General features: G+C 60.5%; 21 protein-coding genes. 8 read left to right on the top strand and 13 right to left on the bottom strand.

Annotated features, from left to right (window positions below; translation table 11 throughout):
- Positions 1 to 47: 47 nt before the first annotated feature.
- The 4 genes from ACSSNI_RS13335 to xseA are packed head-to-tail and all read right to left on the bottom strand — an operon-like array spanning position 48 to position 4,192.
- Complete coding sequence (locus tag ACSSNI_RS13335; RefSeq protein ID WP_234484546.1) at positions 48 to 1,355, bottom strand: mechanosensitive ion channel family protein; 1,308 nt, start codon at positions 1,353 to 1,355, stop codon at positions 48 to 50.
- Between the two features lie 55 nt (positions 1,356 to 1,410).
- Positions 1,411 to 1,953 carry a hydrolase gene (locus ACSSNI_RS13330; protein WP_200639018.1) on the bottom strand — a complete coding sequence of 181 codons (543 nt, stop codon included), beginning with the start codon at positions 1,951 to 1,953 and terminating at the stop codon, positions 1,411 to 1,413.
- 18 nt (positions 1,954 to 1,971) lie between these two features.
- Positions 1,972 to 2,790 (bottom strand): peptidoglycan DD-metalloendopeptidase family protein, encoded by an 819-nt coding sequence (locus ACSSNI_RS13325; RefSeq protein ID WP_200639020.1) that lies wholly within the window; start codon positions 2,788 to 2,790, stop codon positions 1,972 to 1,974.
- A gap of 22 nt (positions 2,791 to 2,812) precedes the next feature.
- Complete coding sequence (gene xseA / locus ACSSNI_RS13320) at positions 2,813 to 4,192, bottom strand: exodeoxyribonuclease VII large subunit (RefSeq protein ID WP_200639022.1); 1,380 nt, start codon at positions 4,190 to 4,192, stop codon at positions 2,813 to 2,815.
- Between the two features lie 138 nt (positions 4,193 to 4,330).
- Between xseA and ACSSNI_RS13315 the strand changes: the two genes are divergently transcribed.
- The 3 genes from ACSSNI_RS13315 (at position 4,331) to guaA (ending at position 8,159) form a co-directional block, all read left to right on the top strand.
- The gene (locus tag ACSSNI_RS13315) at positions 4,331 to 4,882 is read left to right on the top strand and encodes a sugar ABC transporter ATPase (RefSeq protein ID WP_148926470.1); all 552 of its coding nucleotides are present in this window, start codon (positions 4,331 to 4,333) and stop codon (positions 4,880 to 4,882) included.
- Positions 4,883 to 5,008: 126 nt separating this feature from the next.
- Positions 5,009 to 6,478, top strand: a complete 1,470-nt coding sequence (guaB, locus tag ACSSNI_RS13310) for an IMP dehydrogenase (RefSeq protein ID WP_102835932.1) — start codon at positions 5,009 to 5,011, stop codon at positions 6,476 to 6,478.
- A gap of 100 nt (positions 6,479 to 6,578) precedes the next feature.
- A complete protein-coding gene (guaA, locus tag ACSSNI_RS13305; RefSeq protein ID WP_148926468.1) occupies positions 6,579 to 8,159 on the top strand; it encodes a glutamine-hydrolyzing GMP synthase in 1,581 nt (526 codons plus the stop codon).
- A gap of 79 nt (positions 8,160 to 8,238) precedes the next feature.
- Here guaA and ACSSNI_RS13300 read toward each other — a convergent pair whose 3' ends face one another.
- On the bottom strand, positions 8,239 to 9,291 hold the full coding sequence (locus ACSSNI_RS13300) for a GGDEF domain-containing protein (protein WP_200639030.1): 1,053 nt from the start codon (positions 9,289 to 9,291) through the stop codon (positions 8,239 to 8,241).
- 578 nt (positions 9,292 to 9,869) lie between these two features.
- Positions 9,870 to 10,703: a DUF1206 domain-containing protein gene (locus tag ACSSNI_RS13295; RefSeq protein WP_102835934.1), complete on the bottom strand. Its 834-nt coding sequence runs from the start codon at positions 10,701 to 10,703 to the stop codon at positions 9,870 to 9,872.
- A gap of 199 nt (positions 10,704 to 10,902) precedes the next feature.
- On the opposite strand from ACSSNI_RS13295, the gene ACSSNI_RS13290 reads away from it, so the two are divergent.
- Positions 10,903 to 12,273 carry a multicopper oxidase family protein gene (locus ACSSNI_RS13290; RefSeq protein ID WP_200639032.1) on the top strand — a complete coding sequence of 457 codons (1,371 nt, stop codon included), beginning with the start codon at positions 10,903 to 10,905 and terminating at the stop codon, positions 12,271 to 12,273.
- Positions 12,274 to 12,298: 25 nt separating this feature from the next.
- On the top strand, positions 12,299 to 12,817 hold the full coding sequence (gene tadA, locus ACSSNI_RS13285) for a tRNA adenosine(34) deaminase TadA (RefSeq protein ID WP_200639034.1): 519 nt from the start codon (positions 12,299 to 12,301) through the stop codon (positions 12,815 to 12,817).
- A 14-nt stretch (positions 12,818 to 12,831) separates the two neighbouring features.
- On the opposite strand, the gene ACSSNI_RS13280 is transcribed toward tadA, so the two are convergent.
- Together ACSSNI_RS13280 and argF are read right to left on the bottom strand one after the other, a co-directional pair.
- Positions 12,832 to 13,941, bottom strand: a complete 1,110-nt coding sequence (locus ACSSNI_RS13280; protein ID WP_200639036.1) for an ABC transporter ATP-binding protein — start codon at positions 13,939 to 13,941, stop codon at positions 12,832 to 12,834.
- Positions 13,938 to 14,858 carry an ornithine carbamoyltransferase gene (gene argF, locus ACSSNI_RS13275; protein ID WP_102835938.1) on the bottom strand — a complete coding sequence of 307 codons (921 nt, stop codon included), beginning with the start codon at positions 14,856 to 14,858 and terminating at the stop codon, positions 13,938 to 13,940. The genes ACSSNI_RS13280 and argF overlap by 4 nt, the downstream gene beginning before the upstream one ends.
- 270 nt (positions 14,859 to 15,128) lie before the next feature.
- On the opposite strand from argF, the gene grxD reads away from it, so the two are divergent.
- Positions 15,129 to 15,455, top strand: coding sequence for a Grx4 family monothiol glutaredoxin (gene grxD, locus ACSSNI_RS13270; RefSeq protein ID WP_019341028.1), 327 nt, complete (start codon positions 15,129 to 15,131; stop codon positions 15,453 to 15,455).
- A gap of 150 nt (positions 15,456 to 15,605) precedes the next feature.
- Here the strand turns inward: grxD and bfr are convergent, their stop codons facing one another.
- Positions 15,606 to 16,076: a bacterioferritin gene (bfr, locus tag ACSSNI_RS13265; RefSeq protein ID WP_102835939.1), complete on the bottom strand. Its 471-nt coding sequence runs from the start codon at positions 16,074 to 16,076 to the stop codon at positions 15,606 to 15,608.
- Between the two features lie 198 nt (positions 16,077 to 16,274).
- Entirely contained in the window at positions 16,275 to 16,493 is a 219-nt protein-coding gene (locus ACSSNI_RS13260) for a bacterioferritin-associated ferredoxin (protein ID WP_102835940.1), read from the bottom strand.
- A gap of 179 nt (positions 16,494 to 16,672) precedes the next feature.
- On the opposite strand from ACSSNI_RS13260, the gene ACSSNI_RS13255 reads away from it, so the two are divergent.
- Complete coding sequence (locus ACSSNI_RS13255) at positions 16,673 to 17,215, top strand: YaeQ family protein (protein ID WP_102835941.1); 543 nt, start codon at positions 16,673 to 16,675, stop codon at positions 17,213 to 17,215.
- Between the two features lie 116 nt (positions 17,216 to 17,331).
- On the opposite strand, the gene ACSSNI_RS13250 is transcribed toward ACSSNI_RS13255, so the two are convergent.
- The 3 genes from ACSSNI_RS13250 to ACSSNI_RS13240 are packed head-to-tail and all read right to left on the bottom strand — an operon-like array spanning position 17,332 to position 19,693.
- A complete protein-coding gene (locus tag ACSSNI_RS13250; protein ID WP_200639038.1) occupies positions 17,332 to 18,246 on the bottom strand; it encodes a 5-oxoprolinase subunit C family protein in 915 nt (304 codons plus the stop codon).
- A complete protein-coding gene (locus ACSSNI_RS13245) occupies positions 18,243 to 18,947 on the bottom strand; it encodes a 5-oxoprolinase subunit B family protein (RefSeq protein WP_200639040.1) in 705 nt (234 codons plus the stop codon). The genes ACSSNI_RS13250 and ACSSNI_RS13245 overlap by 4 nt, the downstream gene beginning before the upstream one ends.
- Positions 18,944 to 19,693 (bottom strand): 5-oxoprolinase subunit PxpA, encoded by a 750-nt coding sequence (locus ACSSNI_RS13240; RefSeq protein WP_200639042.1) that lies wholly within the window; start codon positions 19,691 to 19,693, stop codon positions 18,944 to 18,946. Before ACSSNI_RS13240 ends, ACSSNI_RS13245 begins: the two co-directional genes overlap by 4 nt.
- Before the next feature lie 307 nt (positions 19,694 to 20,000).
- Here ACSSNI_RS13240 and recJ point away from each other — a divergent pair, with 307 nt between their 5' ends.
- Positions 20,001 to 21,716, top strand: a complete 1,716-nt coding sequence (gene recJ / locus ACSSNI_RS13235; RefSeq protein WP_200639044.1) for a single-stranded-DNA-specific exonuclease RecJ — start codon at positions 20,001 to 20,003, stop codon at positions 21,714 to 21,716.
- The last annotated feature ends 48 nt before the right edge of the window (positions 21,717 to 21,764 follow it).

Raw genomic sequence — 21,764 nt, 5'->3', positions numbered from 1 at the left:
CGTCTGGGCAGTGAGCATCACGGCCTGATGCTTCACTGCCCGGACGATCAACCGTGCCGGGACTGGCTTTCGTTGCGATTGTCGCCGGGTTGGAGCGGCTCGGCTAATGGTCGGCTGAATAACTGGCTGACCGAGCCATAGCCCTCGCGCATATCCGCACCGCTCGGGTGCTGGAACACGCGCAGACCGAACTCAGGCAGGATCGCCAGCAGGTGGTCGAAGATGTCTGACTGGATCGCCTCGTACTGGGTCCAGGCTACGGTGTTGGTGAAACAGTAGACTTCCAGAGGCAAACCGTCAGCGGTGGGGCTGAGCTGGCGCACCATCAACGTCATACCCTGATGGATACCGCCATGGCTGCGCAGATAGCGTTCCACGTACGCTCTGAAACTGCCGATATTGGTGATCCGTCGAGTATTCACCGGCTCCTTGCCGCACTCCTCGAGCTTGGCATTCCACGCATCGATCTCACGGCGTTTCTCGGTGAGGTACTCATCCAGCAGATTGAAGCGATGCAGATGCTCACATTCTTCGCTACTCAGAAAGTGCACGCTTTGCTGATCCAGAAACAGGCTGCGCTTGACTCGCCGCCCGCCGCTTTCCTGCATGCCTCGCCAGTTCTTGAACGAATCGCTGATAAAACGCTTGGTCGGGATGTTGCTTACGGTCTTGTCCCAGTTCTGCACCTTCACCGTATGCAGGGCAATATCAATGACATCGCCGTCTACGTTGAGCTGCGGCATTTCCACCCAGTCGCCCACTCGGATCAGGTCGTTGGAGGTGATCTGCACACTGGCCACTAATGAAAGAATGGTGTCTTGAAAAATCAGCATCAGGACCGCCGCCATGGCCCCGAGGCCGGACAGCAGGATCAGCGGTGAGCGGTCAATCAGGGTGGCGATGATGAGGATGGTGGCGACCGCGTACAGCACGATCTTGATCACCTGCAGATAGCCCTTGATGGGGTGCACATGCGCATCGGCCCGTCGCTGATACATCATGTTGATAATGTCCAGCAATGCACCCAAAGCGAGGGCAATGGTCAGCACGATGAAACCACCGCAGACATTGCGTACAACGGTGACGGCTGCTTCCGGCAGGCCCGGGACGGCATTTACTCCGATCGACAGCACCAGTGCCGGCACGATGTTGGACAACCGACGAATGATGCCGAAGTCCTGCAGCTGAGTTTCGCGAGTGCTGCGCAGTATTTTGTACAGACCGCTCACCAGGATGCGCTTGACCACCCAGTTGGCCAGCCACGCCGCAAATATCAGCGCCGCGCTGGCGACCAGCGTCTCCAGTTCGGCATGCTCGCCCAGCCATTCCAGCCAGACCTTCATTTCTTCCTGCATCGTGCCGCTCCGTCAGTTGGCGTCGGACCACAACCGCGTGCTAGGGGTGTTCCTCTCAGCGAATGAATTCGCGGCTGATCGAGCGGAACAGGTCGGTCCCGGCCTGTTCCATCCACTCGAAGGCAACCATTTCTCGGGAGACGATGCTGGCACCGGCCTGCTGCATGCGCGCCAGGCCAAGCGCCTTGTCACTGGCGCGGCGCGAGCCGACCGCTTCTTCAACGACGAACACCTGATGACCGCGAGCCAGCAGGTCGAGCACCGTCTGCAGCACGCAGATATGGGTTTCGATGCCGCTGATGATGAACTGCTTGCGCTCGCCACCGGGGCGCTTGAACAGCTCGCCGTCGCGCGCGGCGGAAAAATGCAGCTTCTCGATGATCGCCTCGTCGCCCACACCGTCGCGCAGGGTTGCGATCGTCGGGCCGAGGCCCTTGCTGTATTGCTCAGTGATCAGTACCGGAACACCGACGCGCTGGGCTACCTGTATCAGCCAGGCGCTGTGCTCGGCCAACGCGGTGTGGCCTTCGATGGAGGGGAATAGCCGTTCCTGGATGTCGATGATGACAAGCGTCGAGTCCTGCACATTGATGAGCATAGGGGGATCCTTGTTGATTCAGGGTTTGAACGCACCGATGAAGATCGACGGATCGACCCGTGCATCGTTGAGGCTGACGTTCCAGTGTAGATGCGGTCCCGTGGCCCGGCCGGTGGAACCGACCTTGCCGAGCACGGCACCGCGGGACAGTTCGTCGCCGACCGTTACGTCTATCTGTGACAGGTGACAGAACATGCTGATCAGTCCCTGTCCGTGATCGACGAACACAGTCTTGCCATTGAAGAAGTAATTACCCGTCAAAATCACCTTGCCGGCGGCGGGAGTCTTGATCGGCGTGCCGGTCTTGGCTGCGAAATCGAGGCCTGAATGGGGATTGCGCTCTTCTCCGTTGAAGAAACGGCGCAGGCCGAACGGCGAGGACAGCGGGCCGTTGACCGGCTTGTCGAACAACAGGTTGCTGGGTTGGCGAGGGCTGAACTGCCGGTAGGCACGGGTTTGCTCGGTTAGCTCGCGCTCGATGCGCTTGAGGTCATCAGGATTCGGATTGACCTGGCGCTGGTTTTTCAGCGTGATGTGCTGCTCGCGGTAATTGCGTGCCTCGACTCGAAAGCTCTGTGCCTGGCTGTTGACCTCCAGCGTTTGCTGGCCCGCCTTGACCGTCAGCGGGATGCCGACGACAGCGATCCAGCGCTGGTCGTCTTCACGCAGCACCAGCACCGGTTTGCCGTCGTAGCGTGCTGTCGGGGCGCTGGCGTCGTTGCCCAGATCGACGACCGCTACGCCGCCGGGTACGGGCTTGTTGAGCAGGCGGGTGAGAAAACCTTCGGCGTGGGCGGGAAGCGTGAGGCAGAGCAGCAAGGTTAGGGCAAAGCGCATGGGAGTCCTGAGCAGAAGTGGGTTAGTCCAGCAGTGACAAGGTGACCGGCGTCTGATGGTTGTCTTCGACTCTGACCTCCAGCTCGCCCTCGCCGAGGCGTGCCTTGAGCCGTTGGCCGGGCTGGGTCTGATCCGCGCGTCGAATTGCCTGGCCGCGCTCGTCGAGCAGGATGCTATAGCCACGTGACAGCGTGGCGAGCGGGCTGACCACATTCAAGGTCTGCGCCAGCCCCTGTAGCTGTTGGCGATGGCCCTTGAGGGTATCCTGCATTGCTCGCGGCAGCCGACTGGACAGGTGATCCAGACGTTGGCGCAGCAGGGTCAGGTTTCGCCCAGGGTGTTGCCCGGCCAGGCGAGTCTCGAGGCGGGCGAGGCGTTCCTGCCCGGCGCAGAGGCGACGGTCGATACCGCGCAACAGCCGCTGCTCCAGATCGTCGATGCGTTGGGCCTGCTGTTGTAGGCGCTCGCCCGGGTGGCGCAGGCGACGCGTCAGCCCTTCCAGGCGCGTGGCATCGCGGTGCAGTCGGTCGCGCATGCGCAGCAATAGACGCTGGCGCAGCCCTTCGAGTCGCTGGCGCACGTCAGCGCTGCTGGGCGCCAGGAGTTCGGCAGCGGCAGAAGGCGTGGGTGCACGCACATCGGCGACAAAGTCGGCAATGGAGACATCGGTTTCATGGCCGACGGCGGAGACGATTGGCGTCTCGCATGCCGCCACGGCGCGCGCAACCACTTCTTCGTTGAAGCACCAGAGATCCTCCAGCGAGCCGCCGCCGCGCGCCAGGATCAGTGCGTCGAAACCGCCACGGTCGGCCAGTTCAAGCGCGCGGACGATCTGCGCTGTTGCCTCGCGACCCTGGACAGGAGTCGGCACCAGCGTCAGGGCGACATGCGGGGCCCGTCGGCGGAACACGGACATGATGTCGCGGATCACCGCACCGGTGGGCGAGCTGACAATGCCGATACGCCGTGGGTGAGCGGGCAGGGCGCGCTTGCCGGCGGCGTCGAACAGGCCTTCGGCATCGAGCTTTTCTTTCAGCGCCTCGAAGGCCAGGCGCAGCGAGCCATCACCGGCCGGTTCGACGTTGTCGAGGATCAGCTGATAGTCGCCGCGGCCCTCGAACAAGGACACCCGCCCGCGCACCTTGACCGCCAGGCCGTCTCGCAACGCCTGGCGTACACGCAGGGCGTTCTGCCGGAACAGCGCGCAGCGGACCTGTGCGTTCTTGTCTTTCAGCGTGAAATAGATGTGGCCGGACGCTGGCTTGGCCAGGTTGGATATTTCGCCTTCGACCCAGACCTGGGCGAACACGTCTTCAAGAAGCAGCCGCGCACGACCGTTGAGCTGGCTGACGGTCAGCAATTCGCGGTCGAGGTTCAGGCGTTGGAAAGGATCTTTGAGCATGCCGGGGATGATAAGGGAAAAGTTCGCTGGGGGCGCTGCAGTGTATGACCGAACAGACAGCAGCCGACGCCCCGTCGTTGACCTGAGCAAAGTACAGATTAAGCTGCGCCGCTTTCGTCACCTCCTTTCGAGCCAGTCATGAGCCACAGTCAAGCTATCGTCGTGCCGCGCATCTCAACATTTCCCGGCCATGAAGCCAAGGCGCGGATGATCTTGCGCTGGCTCGCCGAGCGACGTGTCGTCGAGGCGCTGCCCACCACCTGCGGTCGTGGCGTTGGCGGTATGGGATATGCGATCGGACCGGGCGCACGCAGCGTCGTGCTGCACCCGGATCGCTTGCCGTTCGGCCAGGCGATCAATGGCTTGGAGGTGGTTTCCAAACGCTGCATCTATACCCCAACCCGTGACTTCGCCGAGGAGGCGGGATGCCCCGAGTGTCGCCGCGAAATCGGCGAAGCACTGTTTGAAAGTCTCGATGAGTGGATGCCCGCGCAGACCGATACCTTCACCTGTCCGGAATGCGGACATGAGGACGACATAAACGGCTTTCTGTTCATCCCAGCCTGCGGCTTCTCCAATCTCGGCTTTATCTTCAACGGTTGGGGAGAGGCAGTATTCAGCCAACCATTTCTTGACGAGTTCGCTGCACGCTTGGGATTCGCGGTTGCGGTAGTGGATGTAGAGGCGTGACCGGTCAGTCATTTTTTGGGCCGGGCGGAGCGGGTTGCACGCGATAGGCCGCACAACCGCATTGAGCGTAATGGTGTGCGTGGGTATAATGCCGCGCTTCCTTTTTCCCGCCTGGGAGCCCCCGCCATGCTGCGTATCAGCCAAGAAGCCCTGACTTTCGATGATGTTCTCCTGATCCCGGGATATTCCGAGGTCCTGCCGAAGGATGTCAGCCTCAAGACCCGCCTGACCCGCGAAATCGAGCTGAACATTCCCCTTGTTTCGGCGGCAATGGATACCGTCACCGAAGCCCGCCTGGCCATCGCCATGGCGCAGGAAGGTGGCATCGGCATCATTCACAAGAACATGAATGTCGAGCAGCAGGCTGCAGAGGTGCGCAAGGTCAAGCGCCACGAAACGGCCATTGTCCACGATCCGGCGACCGTGACCCCCGAAACCAAGATCAGCGAACTGCTGCGCAAGGCGCGCGAGCTTGGTTTCTCTGGCTTCCCTGTGGTCTCGGGCAAAGAACTGGTGGGTATTGTCACCGGGCGCGACCTGCGCTTTACGCCGAACGTCGGTGATTCGGTTGCCGCGATCATGACGCCGAAGGAAAAGCTGATCACTGTTCAGGAAGGCACCGGCCTCGAGGAAATCAAAGCCAAGCTGCATGAACATCGCATCGAAAAGATGCTGGTGGTGGACGGCAACTTCCACCTGCGTGGCCTGGTGACCTTCCGCGATATCGAGAAGGCCAAGACCTATCCGCTGGCATCCAAGGACGACCAGGGTCGCCTGCGTGTCGGTGCTGCCGTGGGTACCGGCGCCGACACTGCCGAGCGTGTCGAGGCCTTGGCAGCTGCAGGCGTTGACGTGATCGTGGTCGACACCGCGCACGGCCATTCCCGCGGCGTGCTCGATCGCGTGCGCTGGGTGAAGGACAACTTCCCGCAGGTGCAGGTCATCGGGGGCAACATCGCCACCGCCGAGGCCGCGCTGGATCTGGTCAAGGCGGGCGCCGATGCGGTCAAGGTCGGTATCGGCCCAGGCTCGATCTGCACCACGCGCATCGTCGCAGGTGTTGGTGTGCCGCAGATTTCCGCCATCGCTAACGTCTCCGCCGCACTTGAAGGCACCGGTGTGCCGATGATCGCCGACGGCGGCATCCGTTTCTCCGGTGACCTGTCGAAAGCCATTGTCGCTGGCGCCAATGCCGTGATGATGGGCTCGATGTTCGCCGGTACCGAAGAAGCCCCGGGCGAAATCGAACTGTTCCAGGGCCGTTCCTACAAGGCCTACCGCGGCATGGGTTCGCTGGGCGCCATGTCCCAGGCGCAGGGTTCCTCGGATCGTTACTTCCAGGACTCCTCTGCTGGTGCCGAGAAGCTGGTGCCGGAAGGCATCGAAGGGCGTGTGCCTTACAAAGGCTCGCTGGCTGCGATCATCCACCAGCTGATGGGCGGCCTGCGCGCCTCCATGGGCTACACCGGCAGCGCGACCATCGATCACATGCGTACCCATCCGCAGTTTGTGCGCATCACCGGCGCTGGCATGGCTGAGTCCCACGTGCATGACGTGCAGATCACCAAGGAAGCGCCCAACTACCGGGTTGGTTGATATTTCTGTCGCTGGAGGCTGATCGCCGAGCGGTTGGATGAGCAATGCCTCGTTCAGCTGCTTGCGTTCAGCCTTCAGCCGTTTTTCCCAGGGGAAAAAAATGGCCCATCAAGACATTCATGCTCACCGCATCCTGATCCTGGATTTCGGCTCGCAGTACACTCAGCTGATCGCCCGTCGCGTGCGCGAACTCGGCGTCTACTGCGAACTGCATCCGTTCGATATGCCGGATGAGGACATTCGCGCCTTCGCGCCGCGCGGCATCATCCTCGCTGGCGGCCCGGAGTCGGTGCATGCCGAAGGCAGCCCGCGCGCACCGCAGGCAGTGTTCGATCTCGGTGTACCGCTGTTCGGCATCTGCTACGGCATGCAGACCATGTCCGAGCAGCTCGGCGGCAAGGTCCAGGGTTCGGATGAGCGTGAGTTCGGCTATGCGCGCGTCGATCTGGTTGGCAAGTCCAAGCTGTTCGACGGTATCGAAGACCATATGGACGACGACGGCGTGTTCGGCCTCGACGTCTGGATGAGCCACGGCGACAAGGTTACCGACTTGCCGGCTGGCTTCCGTATCCTTGCCAGCACCCCGAGCTGCGCTATTGCTGCGATGGGCGACGATGACCGCCGCTACTACGGCGTGCAGTTCCACCCGGAAGTCACCCACACCCGCCAGGGCGGGCGGATCCTGTCGCGCTTCCTGCTTGAAATCTGCGGCTGCGAAGCGCTGTGGACACCGTCCAACATCGTCGAGGACCTGGTCGAACAGGTTCGCAATCAGGTCGGTTCGGCCAACGTGCTGCTGGGCCTGTCCGGCGGCGTGGATTCCTCGGTGGTCGCGGCGCTGCTGCACAAGGCCATTGGCGATCAGCTGACCTGTGTATTCGTCGACAACGGCCTGCTGCGCTTGCACGAGGGCGATCAGGTCATGGCCATGTTCGCCGAGAACATGGGCGTTAAGGTGATCCGCGCCGACGCTGAAGCGCAGTTTCTCGACAACCTCGCTGGCGAAGCCGATCCGGAGAAGAAGCGCAAGATCATCGGCCGTACCTTCATCGACGTCTTCGATGCCCAGGCCAGCAAGCTCGACAACATTCAGTACCTCGCCCAAGGCACCATCTACCCGGACGTCATCGAGTCCGCCGGTGCCAAGAGCGGCAAGGCGCACGTGATCAAGTCCCACCACAACGTCGGTGGCCTGCCGGAGGAAATGAACCTCAAGCTGGTCGAGCCGCTGCGCGAGTTGTTCAAGGACGAAGTCCGCAAGATCGGTCTCGAACTCGGCCTGCCGTACGATATGGTCTATCGCCATCCGTTCCCGGGCCCGGGGCTGGGCGTGCGCATCCTCGGCGAAGTGAAGAAGGAATACGCCGACCTGCTGCGTCGCGCTGACCACATCTTCATTCAGGAGCTGCGCAACTTCGACTGGTACCACAAGACCAGCCAGGCCTTCGTAGTGTTCCAGCCGGTCAAGTCGGTAGGTGTGGTCGGCGACGGCCGCCGCTACGCCTGGGTTGTCGCGCTGCGTGCGGTGGAAACCATCGACTTCATGACCGCGCGCTGGGCGCATCTGCCGTATGAGCTGCTGGAGAAGGTCTCCAACCGCATCATTAACGAAATCGAAGGCATCTCGCGCGTCACCTACGATGTATCAAGCAAGCCGCCAGCGACCATTGAGTGGGAATGATCGGGCGTCTGGCACTGGCCGACATCGATTAGCAGAAAGCCTGAAGCCCGCCTAACTGCGGGCTTTTGGTTGTTTGGTGCTATACCTCCGCGACTTCTACCCTGTTACGCCCCGCCGATTTACTTTCGTAGAGCGCAACGTCAGCTCGTGCAATCGCATCACTGAGCAACTCGTCTGCACGATATTGGGTGATGCCGATCGACAACGTAACGCAGACACGTATGCCATCACTGTAGAGTTCGAGCTCCTCGACACGCTTGCGTATACGCTCGGCGCTTTCGCCTGCATGGTTGAAATTCGTATCCGGCAGAATGGCCAGAAACTCTTCGCCGCCCCAACGGCCGATGAAATCCTGTTCGCGCATTGATTGTTTGAGCAGATCGCTCACCGCTTGGAGAACGCGGTCGCCCATATCGTGACCGTACTGGTCATTGACCTGCTTGAAGTGATCGATGTCCATCAGCATCAAGGTGAGGTTGGTGGGATGGCGCTGGTGTCTCGCCAGGACCTTTTCGGTGAGTTCGATCATGTGTCGACGATTGAATAGGCCGGTCAGTGAATCGGTGGTTGCCATCGAGGCCAGCTTCTTGTGTGCCCGGGTCACCGTGGCCACATAGAACAGCGCGAGATAACTGAACATGCAGAACACGACGGTAAGGTTGAACACGTGCACGCCCAGCAGCGCGTTGGAGGAGATGGGTTGCAGCGGTTCAATGAACCACATCAATACGTCGAGTCCGACGTAGTAAGCCCATAGCCACCCCGCGTAGATCCAGGCGGTGCGTGTGGGCATGCTGACGAACAGGGCCGGAATAAACATCAGCAGGTAATAGTGGAAGCCGCTTTCCCAACCAATTAGCACCGTTCCCAGTCCGGCATGAACAAGCACTTCAACACGTATCAGCATGACCGCAAGCTGATTTCTTCGCTGTTGGAATGCGCGATAGGCATAGATATACATGGCCACGCTGACTACGTTTATCCAGGCCAGAATCGGTGAACCAAGAATGAGGAATATGAATAAAAAGGCTACATCGACGCTACCCGCCAACTGACAGCAACGCATCGAGAGCTGCCAGAACTCCGGGCGGGCGTCGCGCTGGCGAAGGTGTTCCGGTTGTGTTCCTTGCATCGATGCTATTCCTTGAACTCCGGTTCTATCGCGCCGGCTTTTTGAGCGGACTGCCTCGGAAACCTAGCAAAATAGGGCGGGAGAGCAGTTCGCAGGGCATCTGAAGCACGTTACGAGGCTAGAGGGTCGCTGTCTAGTGGCCACTGGCCCTGTGCCTTCAATAGCCATGTGTCTCAACAGGCTTTACGATCGAGTCGCAGCAGCCGCCGACTTAGGCGCCGCTGCCATACCTGTGTTTTTTTCAACAGCTCAGAGGCGTGAAGCAACGCAGGACAATCTTCCGTGCTCGTATTGGAATTCGATTGGCCGCCCTGCTCGAGCGCGCAGGGCGGCCCCGTGTATCGCTAAGCAGCGGAGCTTTTGTAAAACGTTGCGATGCGAGTTTGGAGAGCCTTCGTAAACGCTGGCGATCCCGCCTTCACTCGCTTTCGAACAAGACTTTCTTAGTTCAGTCGTGTTCCAGCGGGGACGGCAGGGCGGTCACGTCCGCGTGGAAGGTAACCCAGCCGTTCCATCCCCGGGGCATCTTGGCGGGCAGAAGCCCCGACGTACCGGGGCTTCTGCTTTGCAGCGTTCAATCAGTGCATGACAGCCGGCGTATCGATACGGCGCCAGATGGCTTCGGAAAAACTGTAAACCGCAAATGCGACCAGCCCAAGGCCAACCAGCGAAAGCCAAAACGCCCCAAACGGCAAATTCTGCAGAGCATTCAGGGCGTCCTCCAGCCCCGGCGGATCGGTTGGCTCGTAGCGGCTGCCGCCAGTGAAAAGCATGCCGGCAACGACCAGAAAGGCAACGCCGCGGGCAATAAGGCCGGCCCGAGAAATCGGGCGAACCCATTTCATGACGTGTTCAGAGGCGTAGAAATACTTTTCGAACTTGGCTTTCCAGCCCTTGATGATGTGGGCGATACCGACGCCAAGCGGCACAAGCGCAACCAGGTAGATCAGATAGTTCGAGTATTTCCATCCAAGTACGCCAGACAGGAAGTCGCCGCCACCTGAGCCACCACCGCTCCCGGAGCTGCCAATGGAACTGCCAAGCAGCCCAAGGGTAAACAGCGCAAGCAAGGTATAGGTCACGGCGCTGCCGACGAGACCAGCGCGGATCAGCAATCCCTTGCCGTCGGTGCCATGGCCTTCCGGATCGGTTATTGCCTGCGTCAGTCGCCACGCCACGTAGGCTACGAGGCCGACAACCATGATCCAGAGCAAGGTCTGCCCGAAGGGCTGCCCTAACAATTGCTGAATGGCACCTTTGGTACCAACAGTTTTACCGCTACCGATGCCGGCCATGAAGGCGAATATACCGATGATCAGATAGACAACGCCTCTGGCGGCGTAGCCGCTACGAGCGAGCCAGGTTATGCCTCTGCTGACTTCACCCTTGGCTTGAGCTGCTGTGGGGTGCATGGCGCCTCCTCAATTGGAATGAGTGTCTGCGCAGTAGACGCGGGATCAGGCGCAAGGGTTCGCTTCTATTGATCAACGGGTTCGCTGTGCGTCTAGCCCGGCTGCGAGTTGGCCCGCGAAGCTGTAGCATGTCGCAAATGCGAGCGATTCCAATCTAGTTACTGGTGTAACGGCTCGTGCAGTTTTTGATGAGAAAGAAATGACTTTTACCCGAAGAAAGATGCTGGTTGGGTTGGCTGGGCTCGCTACGTTGGGCGTTGTCGGTGGCGGAGCACGGTACTGGATCGGGCGGCCCGCCGATCCTGTGACCCACGATTACGAGCTGATCGCCGCTCCGAGCGATATCGAGCTTATCGCAGGCACCAAGACCCCAGCATGGTGCTACGGCGGACAAGCGCCTGGCTTGGAGCTGCGCGCCAGGCAGGGCGAATGGCTGCGAGTGCGCTTTATCAATCACCTACCGGAGCCCACTACGATTCATTGGCACGGCATCCGCCTGCCGCTGAACATGGACGGGGTGCCGTATGTTTCGCAATTGCCCGTCTTGCCCGGGGAGTCGTTCGACTACCTCTTTCAGGTCCCGGATGCGGGGAGTTTCTGGTATCACCCGCACACTTCGAGCGCCGAGCAGTTGGGGCGTGGGCTGGTGGGGCCCTTGATTGTCGAAGAACGCGAGCCGAGCGGCTTTCGTCATGAGCGAACGCTGAGCCTGAAAAACTGGCATATCGACAAGCAAGGCGCCTTCACCGATTTCAGCGTGCCCCGTGAGGCCGCGCGGGGAGGGACGCCTGGCGTGCTGTCGACCGTCAATGGGGAGCACGCGCCGACCCTTGAGTTGCCGGCAGACCAAGTAGTGCGCTTGCGCCTCATCAATCTCACCAACACCGTGACTTACCGAGTGAACCTACCAGGTGGCGACGCGCGTATTTACGCGATCGATGGCAACCCGGTCGCTCCGCGCCCGTTAGGTAAAGCCTATTGGCTCGGCCCAGGCATGCGTATTGATCTGGCGGTGAAAGTCCCGCCTGACGGGGGAAAGCTGTCCTTGCGTAATGGCCCGCTGCGGCTGGCGACGCTCGCCTCTGTGGCTTCCGCTGAGGCCGAAGGCGATTGGCCTGCACCGCTGCCCGCCAATCCGGTCGCCGAGCCGGACCTGCAGCGAGCGGAAACCCTGCGTTTTAATTTCGAATGGGCTGGCACCCTGTCCAGTGATGCCGGGCAGGGCGATACCTTCACTTTCTGGCAGATCAACGGCCAGGCCTGGGACATCAACGATAAGACCTGTGCGGACCGCCCGATTGCTACATTGAAAAAAGACGGTCATTACATATTCGAGCTGCGCAACCTCAGTCAGTATCAGCATCCAATCCATCTGCACGGGCTGACATTCAAGGTCATTTCGTCCAACCGAAAGCGCATCGATCCCTGGTATACCGATACCTATCTGCTCGGCAAGAACGAGACGGCAAGAATCGCGCTAGTGGCGGATAATCCTGGGGTGTGGATGTTCCACTGCCACGTCATCGATCACATGGAAACTGGATTGATGGCGGCGATTGAAGTGGTTTGAGGGCAGTAGTAGCCGGACGGAACAAATGAAAAGACCTATGATCATCGACCGTTCCCGTGATGATGAATTCATGCGCGAGGCGTTGGCCCTTGCCGCCGAAGGGGCAAGACTCGGGGAAGTCCCGGTCGGTGCGGTGGTGGTACACAACGGCCAGATAATTGGCCGGGGTTTCAATTGCCCGATCTCGAGCCACGACCCGAGCGCCCACGCTGAGATGGTCGCTATCCGCGACGCGGCCTCGAAGCTGGAGAACTATCGCTTACCGGAGAGCACGCTGTACGTGACGCTCGAACCCTGCAGTATGTGCGCGGGTTTGATTGTCCATTCACGCGTGCAGCGAGTGGTATACGGCGCAACTGAGCCCAAGGCGGGGGTTGCAGTCAGTCGGGGCCAGTTTTTCTCCCAGGATTTTCTCAATCATCGGGTGTTGATCGAGGGTGGCGTCGCTGCGGAGCGTTGCAGCGAGATACTGACTGAGTTCTTCAGGGCGCGACGCCTCAAATCACGCGGCGGCGAGGCGATGGAGATCCGGACGGAAGAGTAACGCGGTGACTGAGCTCAAACGTTACTGCTGTAACGCCGCACGCCCGCTTCTGGCAGTTTTTCATAGGCGGCCACGCTGCCCTGCGCCGGGAACACCACCAGATGGTCGGCGGCGATGCCAATGCCCACTTCCTGGCCGGTCGGGTAGTCCGCGTGGCTGGGAAATATTCCCTCGAGTTGATTGCCGGTGGGCAACTGCAGTCGATACAAGGTCGAGGCACCAAGGAAAGTCTTGCCAACAATCAGCGCCTTGAGCCTGCTCTCCGGTGAGTAGACGATGTCATCCGGACGCAGCAGAACGTCCACTGAGCTGCCAGCCGGCATGGTGTAGGCGCGGTTGCCGCGAATGACGCCCAGTTCCGTCTGCACCGTCTCCGGGTCGATCAGCTGGCCACGAATGAAGTAGCCCTGGCCGATGAAGCTCGCCACAAAAGGTGTAAGCGGCTCATGGTAGAGGTTGAAAGGGGTGTCCCACTGTTCCAGCCGACCATCCTTGAATACGCCGACCTGGTCACTGACAGCGAAGGCTTCTTCCTGATCGTGGGTGACGAGGATCGCGCTGGTACCACGCGCCTTCAAAATCTCGCGGACTTCATGGCTCAAGCGTCGGCGTAGGTCGCCGTCGAGGTTGGAGAACGGTTCGTCTAGCAGCAGCAGTTCCGGCTCGGGTGCAAGTGCTCGGGCGAGCGCAACGCGTTGCTGCTGGCCGCCGGAGAGCTCGTGTGGGTAACGCTTGCCGAGCGGGGAGAGATGCACCAGATCGAGCATTTCGCGCACGATGCGTTGCGATTGCGGATGCTTGCGAATCCCGAAGGCGATATTTTCGGTCACCGTAAGATGCGGGAAAAGGGCATAGTCCTGGAATACCATGCCGACCCGGCGCTTCTCGGGTGCCAGGGTGAAACCTCGCCGCGAAAGCACTTCGCTGCCCAGTTGGATCTCACCATCGTTGACGTGCTCGAATCCGGCGATAGCCCGTAACGTAGTGGTCTTACCGCAACCGGATGGCCCGAGAAGGCACCCGATATCACCGCGATTCAGGTGCAGATTGAGGTTCTGCACAATGCTCTGTTCGCCATAACCGCAGGCGAGGTCGCGCAGGTGGAGCAGCGGCTCATGGCTCATGCGTGGTGATAAGCCGGCTCGACCAGAAACTCAAGCAGGGCTTTCTGCACATGCAGACGGTTTTCGGCCTGTTGCCAGGCGACTGCACGCTTGTCGTCGAGCACATCGTGGCTGATTTCTTCGCCGCGATGTGCCGGCAGGCAATGCATGAACAGAACGTCTTCAGCGGCCGCGTCGAGCAAGGCCCGGTCGACCTGATACGGCCGGAAGGTGGCCATGCGTGCGGCGACTTCATCTTCCTGGCCCATGGAGGCCCAAACGTCGGTGCTGACCAGGTGCGCGCCCGCTACTGCTTCGCGTGGGTCGCGGAATATCTGCACCCGGTCACCGGCCTGCGCAAGCAGCTCGCTGTCGGGCTCGTAGCCCTCAGGGCAAGCGATACGCAGCTGGAAATCGAACTGAAGCGCCGCCTCCATATAGGAGTTGCACATGTTATTGCCGTCGCCGATCCACGCTGCGGTCTTGCCCGCGATACTGCCGCGCAACTCATGAAACGTCTGCATGTCGGCCATCAATTGGCAAGGGTGCAGATCATCCGACAGGCCGTTAATTACCGGTACCGAAGAGTTCGCCGCAAACTCGGTCAGCGTTGAATGAGCGAAGGTGCGGATCATGATGGCGTCGAGCATGCTCGACATGACGATGGCGGAGTCGCTGATCGGTTCGCCGCGACCCAGCTGAGTGTCGCGCGGTGAAAGGAATACGGCTTGGCCACCGAGCTGAATCATTCCTGCTTCGAAAGACAGTCTCGTGCGGGTCGAAGCTTTTTCGAAAATCATGCCCAGAACGCGGTTTTTCAGCGGCTCGAACAGAATGCCGCGCTCGCGCAGATCCTTCAGCTCGATGCCGCGACGGACCAGGCCTAACAGCTCCTGGGGCGTGCAGTCCATCAGTGAGAGAAAGTGCCTTGCGCTCATATCAACTACCTTTCATTGCCGCAGTCGAGGCCGGAGATTTCGACGAAATAGAAGGGCCTACGACAGGGGTCGCATAGATGGCGACGAAACGGGAAAGGCGCGATCTTATCCAGAAAGCCTCAGCCGGCGCAAATCGGCCTCAGCGCGCCAGAATCGTGCGCTTCAGGGAAGCTGTGCTGCACGAGCGTTAATGAAAGCCGAGCCCGCGACTCGGCTTTTAGGCTGCCGTTCTGTACAATGCGCGGCAACCGAGACTAGCCGAGGTGCCCCATGGATATCATCGAAACCATCAAAGAGCAGATCGAAAAGAACCCGGTGCTGCTTTACATGAAAGGCTCGCCCAATGCACCGCAGTGCGGCTTTTCCGCCCGTGCGACCCAGGCTGTGATGGGCTGTGGTGAGAAGTTCGCCTACGTCGACATCCTGCAAAATCCTGAAATTCGTACCAATCTACCGAAATATGCCAACTGGCCGACCTTTCCCCAGTTGTGGGTGGATGGCGAGTTGGTCGGTGGCAGCGACATCATTCTTGAGATGTTCGAAAAGGGCGAGTTGCAACCGCTGATCAAGCAAGCCGTTGAAAAAGCTGGCGCTTGATAGCTACTCCGAAAAACCCGCTAAAGAGCGGGTTTTTTTATGCCTACGTTTAGGCAGGCTTCGATATTTCAGCGTGATGTGACGTTCAGTTGCGTCAGGCAATAACGAAAACGGGAGCCTAGGCTCCCGTTTTCGTTGAAAAGCGACGGTTTACTCGTCCATCTGCGACTGGAGGTAGTTCTCCATGCCAACCTTGCCGATTAGGCTCAGTTGAGTCTCCAGCCAGTCGATGTGTTCTTCTTCGGATTCAAGAATGTCTTCAAGCAGCTCGCGGGTGCCGTAATCGCCGACGCTTTCACAATAGGCGATGGCAACCTTCAAATCCTGTATGCCGCCTTGCTCGAGCTTGAGGTCGCAGTCGAGCATCTCGCGGGTGTTTTCACCGATCAGCAGCTTTCCCAGATCCTGCAGATTGGGCAGGCCTTCGAGAAAGAGGATGCGCTTGATCAGCTTGTCGGCATGCTTCATCTCGTCGATGGATTCTTTGTACTCATGCTTGCCTAGCTTGCCGAGACCCCAATCTTCGTACATGCGTGCATGCAGGAAGTACTGGTTGATTGCGACCAGTTCGTTGCCAAGAATCTTGTTCAGATGCTGAATGACCAGCTTGTCGCCTTTCATGTCGGTGCCCTGCGTCGAATCGGGTTCGTTAATAAGCGCAGTCTGGCCACGAACCTGGGTGCTGTCAAACCTAAGTCCTTGAATGATAAAGGGTAAAGCGAAATAAGAATAAGTCTGTTCCGCGACTGGCGGCCAAGGTCTTGATTCGCGGGCAGAAAAAAGCCGGGCATGTGCCCGGCTCGGGTAAATCGATGTGGATCAGGCGGGTGAGAATCCCGCTGGGTAAGCAAGGGAGGCGCTGGCGTTCTGTATATCGCTCAGGGTTTCGCGCACAACCTGTTTGGCGACGCAGGCGCACTTACCGCATTGGGTGGCAACGCCGGTGGCATCTCGCACTTCACGATAGCTGCAGCAACCTTCATAGATGGCTTCACGGATCTGGCCGTCGGTAACGCCCTGGCAAAGACACACGTACATATGAACTACCCGTTGGGTCTGCGAATATGGTGGATGCTAAATATAATGAGAACGATTGTCAAAGAACGTTCGTCGGATTTTTTTCATGCTCGTTATGGCATTGAAAGGCGTGTTACGAGCGCCTCTGAAATTGTGCCGATACGCTAAACTGCGTCTCCTTTTTCCCGTCCGGAGCTGTCATGGCCCTGCAAGCCACACCGTATAAGGTCGAGATCAATCTCACAGATCTTGATCGCCACGTTTATCAGGATCTGCGCTTTACCGTTGCTCGGCATCCCTCTGAGACAGAGGAGCGCCTGGTCGCACGGCTGATCGCTTATGTGCTCTGGTATGACGAAAAGCTCGCTTTCGGTCGGGGGCTGTCGGATGTCGATGAACCGGCGTTGTGGGAGAAGAGCCTCGATGATCGCGTGCTGCACTGGATCGAAGTCGGCCAGCCGGATGCTGAGCGGATTACCTGGTGCTCGCGCCGTGCGGAACGCTTCAGCTTGGTCGCTTACGGGAATCTGCGGGTATGGCAGACGAAGGTGCTCGACAGCGTGCGCAGCCTGAAAAAAATCAACGTGGTAGCGGTGGGGCAGGAGGCACTGGAGTCAGTGGCGCGCGATTTGCCCAGGGCGATCAGCTGGAGCGTGATGGTCAGCGAGGGTTCCTTGTTCATCACCGATGAGCGCGGCCAGCATGAAGTGCCGCTTGAGTGGCTGATTGGGGAGCGCGGCTGAGGCGTTCGCCGACTGTATTAGCTCCCATGCCTGAATCAGGGTCGCCAGGATCGGGTTACCCATACCGTGCTCCTACAGGCCGGGCTGCCGTCTGTGGTATTGCTCCGCTGACACCCTTATTGCCACTGTGCCAGTAACAGGCGTTGCTCGCGTTGCGCAGCCTGCAGGGCTTTCGGCTTCAAATGGACCTCGGTGCCGGGCAGGCACTGCGCCAGGCGCGCCACCGCAAGTGGCGTCAGTGCGCCCAGCCTAGGGTAGCCGCCAATGGTTTGCCGGTCATTGAGCAGCACGATGGGCTGGCCATCCGGCGGCACTTGGATAGCACCCAGCGGCACGCCTTCTGAAATCATCGACTGCCGCGAACTGCGCAGCACTGGCCCCAGCAAACGGATGCCCATACGGTCTGCACGCTGATCGACCGTCCAAGGGCGGTTGAACACGTCGAATAGGCTCTGGCCGCTGAAATCTCCGATCTGCGCGCCCAGCACGATCTCTAGTGGCGTATCGGTAAACAGTGGAGGGTTCTGTTCAGGGCCCAATTCGCGTGCGCTAGCAGGGGCGCCACTGTAAATCAGCCGATCACCCTCGGTTAGGGGCTGGCCATCGCCGTGCAGGCCGCCGAGTCCCTCTCTGCGCACCGTAGCGCAGCTGCCCAGGAGTTGCGGCGCCGCGAATCCGCCCGGAGCGGCGAGATAGGCCCGCACGCCCACTTGCGGCGTGCCGAAGCGCAGACGTCGTCCTTTGCGGATGGTGAAACTGCGTCCCGGCGCGATGGGCTGTCCTTCCAGTGTCGCCGCGAGGTCGGCGCCACACAGAGCCAGGCAGCCGTCTGTCTCGGCGAGCAGAGTCAGATTGCCGAGCGTGATTTCCACCGTGGCGGCATGTAGTGGATTACCCAGCAGCCAGTTGGCCCAGGATTGCGATACCCAATCAGCAGCACCGCCCTGGGTCACACCAAGATGACGGACGCTGAATCGACCGCCGTCCTGCAGGCTGGCCAAGGCGCCGCTGCGCTCGATCAGCAGGGTCATGACGTCACCTCGTAAGGGGTGTCGTCTCCGCCTAGCCTGACGAATTCGGCATGATCGATGGGCTGAAAACGGACCCTGTCACCGGGTTGCCAAATGCTGTAGCCATCCAACTCACGATCAAACAGGCGGGTCGGGCTGCGTCCGATAAGGTTCCAGCCGCCGGGAGAAACCAGCGGATAGATGGCCGTCTGCCGATCAGCGATACCCAGGCTGCCGGCCGGGACTCGCTTACGCGGCGTTTGCAGGCGCGGGCTGGCGAGGCATTCGTCGACCAGCCCCATGAAGGCGAAGCCCGGTGCAAATCCCAGCGCGAAAACCTGGTAGGTGCGGGCGCTGTGCCGTTCGATCACGCCTGCCATGCCGAGCCCACTGCGTTGGCCCAATGCTTCCAGTTCGGGGCCGACGCTTGGGTCGTACCACGCTGGAATGTTCAATTCACGCGTCTGTCCGCCGGCGTCTGGCTGCAGGTTGTGCAGCGCTTCGGCCACTCGCTGACGCGCCTGATCGTCGTCGAGCTGGCCCAGGTCGTAGTGCACCAGCAAGGTGGTGTAGGAGGGCACCAGATCTAGCAACGCGCCACCGAAGGCATCGCGCAGCCGTCCGGTTGCCGCGAGCAACCAGGGCATGTGGGCTTCGTCGATCTCGTCGAACAGGCGCAGCATCAGACAGTCAATGCCGACAACCTCTATCCGTGGCTTCATCCCGCCAGGTTCTCGAGTGCCAGGCGTATCCGCTGGACTGCCGCAACAGAGCCGGCATTGTCTCCGTGTACGCAAAGGGTGTCGGCAAGCAGCCTCAGCGGGCTGCCGTCGCTGGCGACGAGCGCTTCGCCCATGGCCAGGCTCAGAGCCTGGGCGGCGACCGTCTCGGTGTCGTGATGTACGGCGCCGGGCTGATCGCGGGAGACCAGCCTGCCGTCTGGATCATAGGCGCGGTCAGCAAACACCTCGAACCACAGGGTCACGCCAAGCTCGTCAGCCAGCGTCTGGGCGGCGCTGTTGTCGCGGGTCGACATCAGCATCAAGGGCTGCGTTGGCGAGTAGGCGATGACGGCTTTCATGACCGCGCGAAGCAGTTCGGGCTTGCGCATCATGTCGTTGTAGAGCGCGCCGTGGGGTTTGACATAGCTGACCTGGGTGCCCTCCGCGCGGCAGATGCCTTCCAGCGCGCCGATCTGATAGAGCAGCATGTTCTCCACCTCGTCCGGGCTGCAAGCCATGGAGCGGCGCCCGAAGCCGGCCAGGTCAGGGTAGGCCGGGTGCGCACCGATCATTACCTGGTGCTCTGTGGCCAGGGCCACTGTGCGGCGCATGATCTGCGGGTCCGACGCGTGAAATCCACAAGCTACGTTTGCACAATCGATGAAAGGCATGACTTCGGCGTCCAGACCCATTGTCCAGGCTCCGAAACTCTCGCCGATATCGCAATTAAGTAGCAGGCGCTTCATGCCGGTCTCCGGGGTAATGGCGGGTTTCGTATTGGTCTTGCGCGGTTGTCACGATGATAGAGCATTGATGCGCGATGCCTGATCATAGGGCACACCGTCGGCGGGCAGCCCGGCAATAATTCATTGCTGTATGCTTGCGGCCAGTTCAAGCGGCGCCTGCTGCGTCGGTACTTCTGCCGCGGCTGCCTGACCATCGGACTCAAGAGCCGCCTCTGCGCGGTAGCGTCTACCATGTTCGCCGCTATGGCCAGCCTGCGCCCTCCGCTATGACTGTCACCCACTTCACGCTGCACCGGATAATCAACAGATGCGTATCGAACCTCGCCCCCTTCCCGAGCAGCTTCCCGACCTGGGCGACCTGCCGCCGCTGTTGACGCGTCTCTACGCCGCCCGTGGCGTGCAGTCGATTAGCGAGCTGGACAAAGGCTTGGCGCGCTTGATCCCCTACGGTCAACTCAAGGGCATCGACGCCGCGGTGGCGTTGCTGGTCGAAGCAATCGAAACTCGCCAGCGCATTCTGTTCGTGGGTGACTTTGACGCCGACGGAGCAACCGCCAGTACCTTGGGTGTGCTGGGCCTTCGTCAGCTGGGTGCTGCGCACGTGGATTATCTGGTGCCCAATCGCTTCGAGTACGGCTACGGTCTGACGCCAGAGATCGTTGCCGTGGCGCTCGAGCGTCGGCCTGATTTGCTGGTGACGGTGGATAACGGCATTTCCAGCGTCGACGGCGTAGCGGCAGCCAAGGCGGCAGGCCTCAAGGTCCTCGTGACCGACCATCACCTGCCTGGTCCCGAGTTGCCAGCGGCAGATGCCATCGTCAACCCCAACCAGCCTGAATGCGCCTTTCCAAGCAAGTGCATTGCTGGCGTCGGGGTCATTTTCTACGTGTTGCTGGCCTTGCGTGCGGCACTTCGCGACAGGGGCTGGTTCAGCCGCAGTGGCTGGGCGGAACCGAACCTGGCCGAGCTGCTGGATCTGGTGGCGCTGGGCAGCGTCGCTGACGTGGTGCCGCTGGATGCAAACAACCGCATCCTCGTGCATCAAGGTTTGGCTCGAATCCGTGCCGGTCGTGCACGGCCGGGGTTGAGGGCAATTCTGGAGGTTGCCGGGCGCGATCACAGCCGCATTACCTCGACCGATCTTGGCTTCATTCTGGGCCCGCGCTTGAACGCGGCAGGTCGCCTCGACGATATGGCTTTGGGCATCGAGTGTCTGCTCTGTGAAGACGAAGCGCTTGCGCGCGACATGGCCGTTCAGCTCGACCAGCTCAACCAGGACCGCAAGGGCATTGAGCAGGGCATGCAGCGCGAGGCGCTGGCCCAGCTGAAAGACCTGCCGCTTGAAGACATGCCGTTCGGCCTGTGCTTGTTCGAGCCGGACTGGCACCAGGGCGTAATCGGCATCCTCGCCTCACGTCTCAAGGAGCGGTATCACCGTCCGACCATCGCCTTCGCCGATGCTGGGGCAGGCGTGCTCAAGGGCTCGGCGCGGTCAGTGCCGGGGTTTCATATCCGCGATGCGCTGGATGCGGTTGCGGCGCGCCATCCGGGTTTGATCAGCAAGTTTGGCGGGCATGCGATGGCGGCTGGCCTGTCGCTGCCCGAGGCTAACTTCGGCGCCTTCGCCGCGGCATTCGATGCCGAGGTGCGTCGTCAGCTCTGTGAGGACGACCTCACCGGGCGTCTGCTGACCGATGGCCAATTGAGTGTCGAGGAATTCCATCTAGAGCTGGCCAAGGCGCTGCGCAACGCCGGGCCATGGGGGCAGCACTTCCCCGAACCAGTGTTTCACGGCGTTTTCCAGCTGGTGCAGCAGCGGCTGGTCGGCGAGAAGCACTTGAAGATGGTGCTCAAGAGCGAATGCGGCTCGCTGACCCTCGATGGAATCGCGTTCAACATTGATCGCGAACTTTGGCCAAACCCCACGGTGCGCTGGGCCGATCTGGCGTACAAGCTGGACGTCAATGAATTCCGCGGGCGTGAAAGCGTGCAGTTGCTGGTGGCGCATATCGCTGCGCGATGACCGCTCGGTCTGCACCCGGCGCGATATAAGGCTCAAGAGACTCGCGCG

This window comes from Stutzerimonas tianxiuensis (assembly GCF_053470365.1).
Note: the sequence above shows the minus strand (reverse complement) of the source record. Positions and strands in the feature narration are given on the sequence as shown.

Bases quoted from the DNA above. Each gene is read 5' to 3' on its own strand.
- ACSSNI_RS13335 (WP_234484546.1), bottom strand. From the start codon at position 1,355: ATGCAGGAAGAAATGAAGGTCTGGCTGGAATGGCTGGGCGAGCATGCC.
- ACSSNI_RS13330 (WP_200639018.1), bottom strand. From the start codon at position 1,953: ATGCTCATCAATGTGCAGGACTCGACGCTTGTCATCATCGACATCCAG.
- ACSSNI_RS13325 (WP_200639020.1), bottom strand. From the start codon at position 2,790: ATGCGCTTTGCCCTAACCTTGCTGCTCTGCCTCACGCTTCCCGCCCAC.
- xseA (WP_200639022.1), bottom strand. From the start codon at position 4,192: ATGCTCAAAGATCCTTTCCAACGCCTGAACCTCGACCGCGAATTGCTG.
- ACSSNI_RS13315 (WP_148926470.1), top strand. From the start codon at position 4,331: ATGAGCCACAGTCAAGCTATCGTCGTGCCGCGCATCTCAACATTTCCC.
- guaB (WP_102835932.1), top strand. From the start codon at position 5,009: ATGCTGCGTATCAGCCAAGAAGCCCTGACTTTCGATGATGTTCTCCTG.
- guaA (WP_148926468.1), top strand. From the start codon at position 6,579: ATGGCCCATCAAGACATTCATGCTCACCGCATCCTGATCCTGGATTTC.
- ACSSNI_RS13300 (WP_200639030.1), bottom strand. From the start codon at position 9,291: ATGCAAGGAACACAACCGGAACACCTTCGCCAGCGCGACGCCCGCCCG.
- ACSSNI_RS13295 (WP_102835934.1), bottom strand. From the start codon at position 10,703: ATGCACCCCACAGCAGCTCAAGCCAAGGGTGAAGTCAGCAGAGGCATA.
- ACSSNI_RS13290 (WP_200639032.1), top strand. From the start codon at position 10,903: ATGACTTTTACCCGAAGAAAGATGCTGGTTGGGTTGGCTGGGCTCGCT.
- tadA (WP_200639034.1), top strand. From the start codon at position 12,299: ATGAAAAGACCTATGATCATCGACCGTTCCCGTGATGATGAATTCATG.
- ACSSNI_RS13280 (WP_200639036.1), bottom strand. From the start codon at position 13,941: ATGAGCCATGAGCCGCTGCTCCACCTGCGCGACCTCGCCTGCGGTTAT.
- argF (WP_102835938.1), bottom strand. From the start codon at position 14,858: ATGAGCGCAAGGCACTTTCTCTCACTGATGGACTGCACGCCCCAGGAG.
- grxD (WP_019341028.1), top strand. From the start codon at position 15,129: ATGGATATCATCGAAACCATCAAAGAGCAGATCGAAAAGAACCCGGTG.
- bfr (WP_102835939.1), bottom strand. From the start codon at position 16,076: ATGAAAGGCGACAAGCTGGTCATTCAGCATCTGAACAAGATTCTTGGC.
- ACSSNI_RS13260 (WP_102835940.1), bottom strand. From the start codon at position 16,493: ATGTACGTGTGTCTTTGCCAGGGCGTTACCGACGGCCAGATCCGTGAA.
- ACSSNI_RS13255 (WP_102835941.1), top strand. From the start codon at position 16,673: ATGGCCCTGCAAGCCACACCGTATAAGGTCGAGATCAATCTCACAGAT.
- ACSSNI_RS13250 (WP_200639038.1), bottom strand. From the start codon at position 18,246: ATGACCCTGCTGATCGAGCGCAGCGGCGCCTTGGCCAGCCTGCAGGAC.
- ACSSNI_RS13245 (WP_200639040.1), bottom strand. From the start codon at position 18,947: ATGAAGCCACGGATAGAGGTTGTCGGCATTGACTGTCTGATGCTGCGC.
- ACSSNI_RS13240 (WP_200639042.1), bottom strand. From the start codon at position 19,693: ATGAAGCGCCTGCTACTTAATTGCGATATCGGCGAGAGTTTCGGAGCC.
- recJ (WP_200639044.1), top strand. From the start codon at position 20,001: ATGCGTATCGAACCTCGCCCCCTTCCCGAGCAGCTTCCCGACCTGGGC.